General features: G+C 37.9%; 8 protein-coding genes. All 8 read left to right on the top strand.

Annotation, left to right across the window (positions count from 1 at the left end; translation table 11 throughout):
• A partial coding sequence (gene tgt, locus ACI4WO_RS08590) for a tRNA guanosine(34) transglycosylase Tgt (RefSeq protein ID WP_439807148.1) occupies positions 1 to 856 on the top strand: 856 nt, incomplete at its 5' end.
• Between the two features lie 10 nt (positions 857 to 866).
• Positions 867 to 1,433: a manganese efflux pump MntP gene (locus ACI4WO_RS08595; protein WP_439807149.1), complete on the top strand. Its 567-nt coding sequence runs from the start codon at positions 867 to 869 to the stop codon at positions 1,431 to 1,433.
• 165 nt (positions 1,434 to 1,598) lie between these two features.
• On the top strand, positions 1,599 to 1,907 hold the full coding sequence (locus tag ACI4WO_RS08600; protein WP_439807150.1) for a hypothetical protein: 309 nt from the start codon (positions 1,599 to 1,601) through the stop codon (positions 1,905 to 1,907).
• A 95-nt stretch (positions 1,908 to 2,002) separates the two neighbouring features.
• Positions 2,003 to 3,256 (top strand): serine hydroxymethyltransferase, encoded by a 1,254-nt coding sequence (gene glyA, locus ACI4WO_RS08605; RefSeq protein ID WP_439807151.1) that lies wholly within the window; start codon positions 2,003 to 2,005, stop codon positions 3,254 to 3,256.
• A gap of 96 nt (positions 3,257 to 3,352) precedes the next feature.
• The gene (locus ACI4WO_RS08610; RefSeq protein ID WP_439807152.1) at positions 3,353 to 4,621 is read left to right on the top strand and encodes a replication-associated recombination protein A; all 1,269 of its coding nucleotides are present in this window, start codon (positions 3,353 to 3,355) and stop codon (positions 4,619 to 4,621) included.
• Between the two features lie 9 nt (positions 4,622 to 4,630).
• Positions 4,631 to 5,185: a DUF7832 domain-containing protein gene (locus ACI4WO_RS08615; RefSeq protein WP_439807153.1), complete on the top strand. Its 555-nt coding sequence runs from the start codon at positions 4,631 to 4,633 to the stop codon at positions 5,183 to 5,185.
• 18 nt (positions 5,186 to 5,203) lie between these two features.
• Complete coding sequence (locus ACI4WO_RS08620; protein WP_439807154.1) at positions 5,204 to 5,770, top strand: hypothetical protein; 567 nt, start codon at positions 5,204 to 5,206, stop codon at positions 5,768 to 5,770.
• Positions 5,771 to 5,849: 79 nt separating this feature from the next.
• The coding region (locus ACI4WO_RS08625) for a leucine-rich repeat protein (protein ID WP_439807155.1) at positions 5,850 to 6,178 on the top strand (329 nt) is incomplete at its 3' end.

Consider the following 6,178-nt stretch of genomic DNA (forward strand, 5'->3'; position numbering starts at 1 on the left):
ATTTCAGGTATTTTCTCTTGCCAAGCTGCGTAAGATTAAAGAAGAAGGCGTTTATTTTTCTTCCCATATTGACGGAAGAAAAATTTTTATGGGACCGGAAGAAAGTATGCAGATACAGTCTAATCTTGCATCTACCATTGCTATGGGATTTGATGAATGCATTGAAAATCCGTCAGAGCATGAATATGCGGCAAATTCTATAGAACGTACTACACGATGGCTATATCGGTGTAAAGAGGAAATGGAAAGGCTGAATTCCCGAAGCGATACTATAAATAAAAAACAGATGCTTTTTGGAATCAATCAGGGAAGTACTTATGATGACCTTAGAATAAAGCACATGGAGGATATTGCAAAGCTTGATCTGGATGGTTATGCTATCGGCGGACTGGCTGTAGGTGAGTCCACTGAGGAAATGTACAGGATCATAGATGTTGTGGAACCGTACATGCCTGAAAATAAACCCAGATATCTTATGGGGGTAGGTACGCCGTCTAATATCATTGAAGCTGTTGCAAGAGGCGTTGATATGTTCGACTGTGTTATGCCCAGCCGCAATGCAAGACATGCTACTGTATTTACGTGGTCGGGTATTATGCATCTTACAAATAAGTGCTATGAAACAGACAGCCGTCCTATTGACGAGGAATGTGACTGTCCCGTCTGTCAGAATTTTACCAGAGCTTATGTCCGTCATCTTTTTAAAGCCGGTGAAATGCTGGGAGGACGTCTTGCAGTTATGCATAATCTTTATTTTTACAATACTCTTGCGGAGAAAATAAGAGAAGCGTTGGATAACGGTAAATTTGAGGACTTCAGAAAAAAATATTCCGCACTTCTTGCAGAAAGAATTTAGGGTGACATATATGAGTATAATTGAACTTATTCTTATTGGTATAGGACTTTCAATGGATGCTTTTGCAGTGTCTGTTACAAATGGATTATGCTGTAAAAATATCAAAGCCGGAAGAACAGTAATGACAGGCGTCTGTTTCGGAGGATTTCAGGGACTGATGCCGCTTATAGGATATTTTCTGGGACGTGGATTTGCAAAGTATGTTACTGCGTTTGATCATATTATTGCACTTGTTTTACTGGGATTTATCGGCGGTCAGATGATCTGGGAATCCTTTAAAAAGGACGAAAATGAAAATGAAAGCAGTATTCTTACAGGTAAAATGCTGTTAATGCAGGGGATAGCTACCAGTATTGATGCTCTGGCAGTAGGTGTAAGCTTTGCCGCACTTGATAATGTAAATATTGCTTTTGCAGCATTGTCAATCTGTTGTATTACATTTATGTTCAGCGTTGCCGGAGTAATTATAGGAAAGAAATTCGGAAATATGCTTAACAATAAGGCTCAGCTTGTGGGAGGACTGATTCTTGTGGGAATCGGTGTAAAGATTTTTGTTGAGCATACGTTTTTTAGCTGATAAACACGATATTGCTGATTAGCTTTACATATCGTCAGAAGTATATAATATACCACACAAACCTACAAAATATTCTAAAAAAACCCCGTTTCAATAAACGGGGTTTTGTGTTATAATTTAGTTACAGAAATTAAAATTCAGTTACAAAAAAGGAAGGGAAAAATTATGCTGGCAACATTAAAAAGAGAAAAAATTGTGTCGCAAGAAAAAACTACTTACATGGAGGTATTGGGAACAAACAGGATAATATATCGTGTAACGTCTACTAAGGTTACCCGTGACGGAAACGAAAGTACTACATATGGCATTGAAGCTGAAACACGACTGGGACCTGTAAGATTCAAAGAAACAATTGAGGATTTTTCAGCAGATGTTGGCTTTGCTGTAAAATTTGCGGAATTTCTTGTGAAAAATAATATCAAGCCTTCTCTTATTTATAATGCGGCTCTTTGTTTCTTAAGAAAGACTATTTAAAAGAAAAAAATTCATAAATTGGATTATGGTATTGAAATTTGCTGTAAATTGGTGTATAATAAACAATATTAATTACAGTTGAAAGGAATTTTAATATGTATAATAATCTGATTGATACAATTGGCTTTGTGTCCAAATCTGATCCTGAAGTGGGACAGGCTATGGAAAAGGAACTGGCAAGACAGAAAAGAAATCTGGAGCTTATCGCAAGTGAAAACATTGTTTCTCCTGAAGTAATGGCTGCAATGGGTTCGGTTCTTACAAACAAGTATGCAGAAGGTTATCCGGGCAAGCGTTATTACGGCGGATGCGAATGCGTTGACATTGTTGAAAATATTGCCATTGAAAGAGCAAAGAAGCTTTTCGGAGCTGAATATGCAAACGTTCAGGCTCATTCCGGAGCACAGGCAAATACTGCTGTTTATTTTGCACTTCTTGAACCTGGTGATACTGTTATGGGCATGAGTCTTGCTCACGGCGGACATCTGACTCATGGTTCACCGGTTAATTTGTCAGGAAAATATTTCAACTTTATTTCTTATGGTCTGGGTGAAGATGAAAAAATCGACTATGACAAAATAGAAGAACTGGCAAAGGCAAACAAGCCTAAGATGATCGTTGCAGGTGCGTCTGCATATCCGAGAATCATTGATTTTAAGCGTATTTCTGAAATTGCAAAGTCAGTAGGAGCATATTTTATGGTTGATATGGCTCATATTGCCGGTCTTGTTGCAGCAGGATGTCATCCAACTCCTGTAGGCTATGCAGATGTTGTTACTACTACAACACATAAGACATTAAGAGGACCAAGAGGCGGTCTTATTCTTACAAATGATGAGGAGCTTGCAAAGAAAATTAATAAGTCCATTTTCCCGGGCATTCAGGGCGGACCGTTAATGCATGTCATTGCCGGAAAGGCAGTATGCTTTGGAGAGGCTCTCAAGCCGGAATTCAAAACTTATCAGCAGCAGGTTGTAAAGAACGCACAGGCTCTTGCAAAGGGACTTGTTGAAAGAGGTTTCAATCTTGTTTCCGGCGGTACAGATAATCACCTTATGCTTGTTGACCTTCGTCCGTTTGATATAACAGGAAAGGAACTGGAACACCGTCTTGATGAAGTTTATATTACAGTAAATAAAAATGCAATTCCAAACGACCCTCAGAAGCCATTTGTTACAAGCGGACTGAGAATCGGTACGCCTGCGGTTACTACAAGAGGACTTAAGGAAGCCGAGATGGAAAAAATTGCCGAGTATATTTATCTGGCAGCTAAGGACTTTGATAATAAGGCAGACTTTATTCGTGAAGGGGTAACAGAAATCTGTACAAAATATCCTTTGTATGAATAATAAATACTTATAATAACTGGTATTTTATATAATTGATATCATAAGTATCAGCGGCGGTTTAAAAACTGCCGCTGTTTTTTCAAAGAGGTGAAATTTATGAGTAATCCTTTGGCTGACCAGATTCGTCCTGAAAATCTTGATGAAGTAGTAGGTCAGAAGCATTTGCTTGGGCAGGGAAAACCATTGAGACGCATTATTGAAAGCGGTCATATTCCAAATATGATTTTTTACGGACCTTCCGGAACAGGCAAAACAACTGTGGCAAGAATAATTGCAGAAAATACTAATATGTCACTGCACAAATTAAATGGTACTTCCGCTTCTGTTTCCGACATTAAAGAAGTTATTTCCGAAATAGGTACTTTTGCCGGAGCAGACGGAATTTTGCTGTATCTGGATGAAATACAGTATTTTAATAAAAAACAGCAGCAGAGTCTTCTGGAATATATTGAAAACGGACAGATCACACTTATAGCATCAACTACAGAAAATCCTTATTTTGCTGTATTCAATGCGGTTATCAGTCGTTCCACTGTATTTGAATTCAAACCTCCTGAAGCAGATGAAATTGAAAAAGCAGTACAGAGAGCTTTTGATATTTTGTCCGAAAGAAACGGTGTGAAATATGAACTGGAAGACGGAGTAATAAGACATATTGCAGTAAGCTGCGGCGGAGATGTCAGGAAGGCTGTAAATACGGTAGAACTCAGTACCCTTGCCGGAGATGTATACTCCGACTGTGTTAAAATCACTCTGGAAACAGCGTCAGCTCTTGCTCAGCGAAGCAATATGAAATATGACCGTGACGGAGATCAGCATTATGACATTCTTTCCGCTTTGCAGAAATCTATAAGAGGTTCAGATGAAAATGCTGCTCTTCACTATGCGGCACGACTTATGGCTGCCGGAGATATTATTTCTCTGTCCAGACGTCTGCTGGTTATTGCATCTGAAGATATTGGTCTTGCATATCCTAATGCTATAACAATTGTAAAATCCTGTGTTGATGCTGCTATGCAGTTGGGACTTCCGGAAGCGAGAATCCCACTGGCACAGGCAGTGGTTTTGCTTGCAACTGCTCCTAAGTCGAACAGTGCCTACGAAGCAATTAATTCGGCTATGGATGATGTAAACAAGGGGCTGGCAATTGATTTCCCTAGATGTCTGCAAAACAAGCATTTTGACGGTGAGGACGCAAAAATTAAAGGGCAGTTTTATAAGTACCCCCACGATTATCCCAATCACTGGGTTGAACAGCAGTATATGCCGGATGCTCTAAAAGGAAAGGTTTACTATAAATACGGAGATAATAAGCAGGAACAGTCAGCTAAAATGTATTGGGACAAGGTCAAAGGAAAGGATTGAGAATGTCTTATGGGAATTTTTAATATATTTAAAAAGAAAAAAGATAAGACAGAAGAATCTGTTAAAAAAGAATATACTTCGGAAGAACGCAGCTGCTGCTTTGATAAAGTCGATTATCAGTTTGAAGCTGCAATGAAAAATTACTGCCGTATGAACAATAAAAATGAGGATTCATTAAATGATGAAGATTTTGATGAAATATATCTTTATGCCGGCAATCATATAGGTTTTTTTATGACATGGATCATAAAGCATCATTTTGAGGGAGAAATTCATAATGATGATAATGAGGGACTGGAAGCTGTCAGAAATGAAACAATGACAGGTACGGAATTTGTTATGGAGCACTGTGACGGTAAATTTTGGGGTATTGATGTTTCAGATGAGATATTCGGCTTTGTAAATGAATATTATGAAAATGGGTATCTGAATGATTATTCCAGGTGGGTGATTGAAGAACTGCATGACCTTCCTCTGGAATTTGTTGGTACATGGGAGGAGTACCATGAATTTGAACATGTGATTGATAATGCATATGATAAATATAAAGAAACTAAAGTATAATAATGGAGAAACATGCAAATGAAAAATAATGATATTAAATTCAGAATAATTATTTCACTTCTAACATTGCTTTTTACTGCGGCATGTGCTGTGATATCAGTTTTTACTGCACTTGAAACAACTTCAGTAAAAATAATCGGTGCATTAGCGTCTGTAGCGGTGGTTACAGCTGTAACATGGAAATTTCCCAGAAGATTTTATCTGCTGGCAATGGTATTTGATATTTTTGCGGCAGCTATGGGATCAGTTATTAATCTATATCATTATATAGGTTTTTATGACAGGTTTGTTCATTATTTAAGCGGTATTCTTCTGGCAGAAGGCGGAATGCTTATTATATCCTTTATACTTGAAAAGAGAAAAATAGAAAAAGATCATATAATTATGCTTTTGTTTTCATTTTTCTTTTCGTCTTCCTGTGCAGGCTTCTGGGAAATATATGAATTTACAGCAGATAACATTTTAAATATTAATATGCAGGGGACAAATACAAATACAATGGGGGATATTGTGTCCGGAGTTCTGGGTGCAGCTACGTATTTTATTGCTTCAATTCTAATTTTAAAAAGAGAAAAAAATAAGTAATATTTTGTAAAAATCCTTGACAGTATTTGTTGATAATGTTAAAATATCAATATAAATCAATGAAAGGACGGCAGTTTCTTTGAAGATTTCTAAAAAGTTTTTAAGCGTAGCCACAGCATTGCTATGCGGTGTAAGTACTTTTGCAGGGGTACAGCCGATAACATCGGAGGCGGCAGATTATGGAGAATATCTGTGTTACAAACCTGTCGATGAAGACGGTGACGGAAATTACGATTACACTGAAGTTTCCGATTGCAGTATAATTGCTGTCTCGGTTGAGATTGCGGAGATGTGCGTCGTGCCGGTAAAGAGTATAGGATTGAGAGCATTTGAAGACTGTACAAGCCTTGAAAGCATAACAATTCCAGACAGCGTGACGAGTATAGGAGATAGTGCATTTTCCGGTTG

Source organism: Porcipelethomonas sp., from assembly GCF_051893655.1.
Classification (GTDB): Bacteria; Bacillota; Clostridia; order Oscillospirales; family Ruminococcaceae; genus Porcipelethomonas.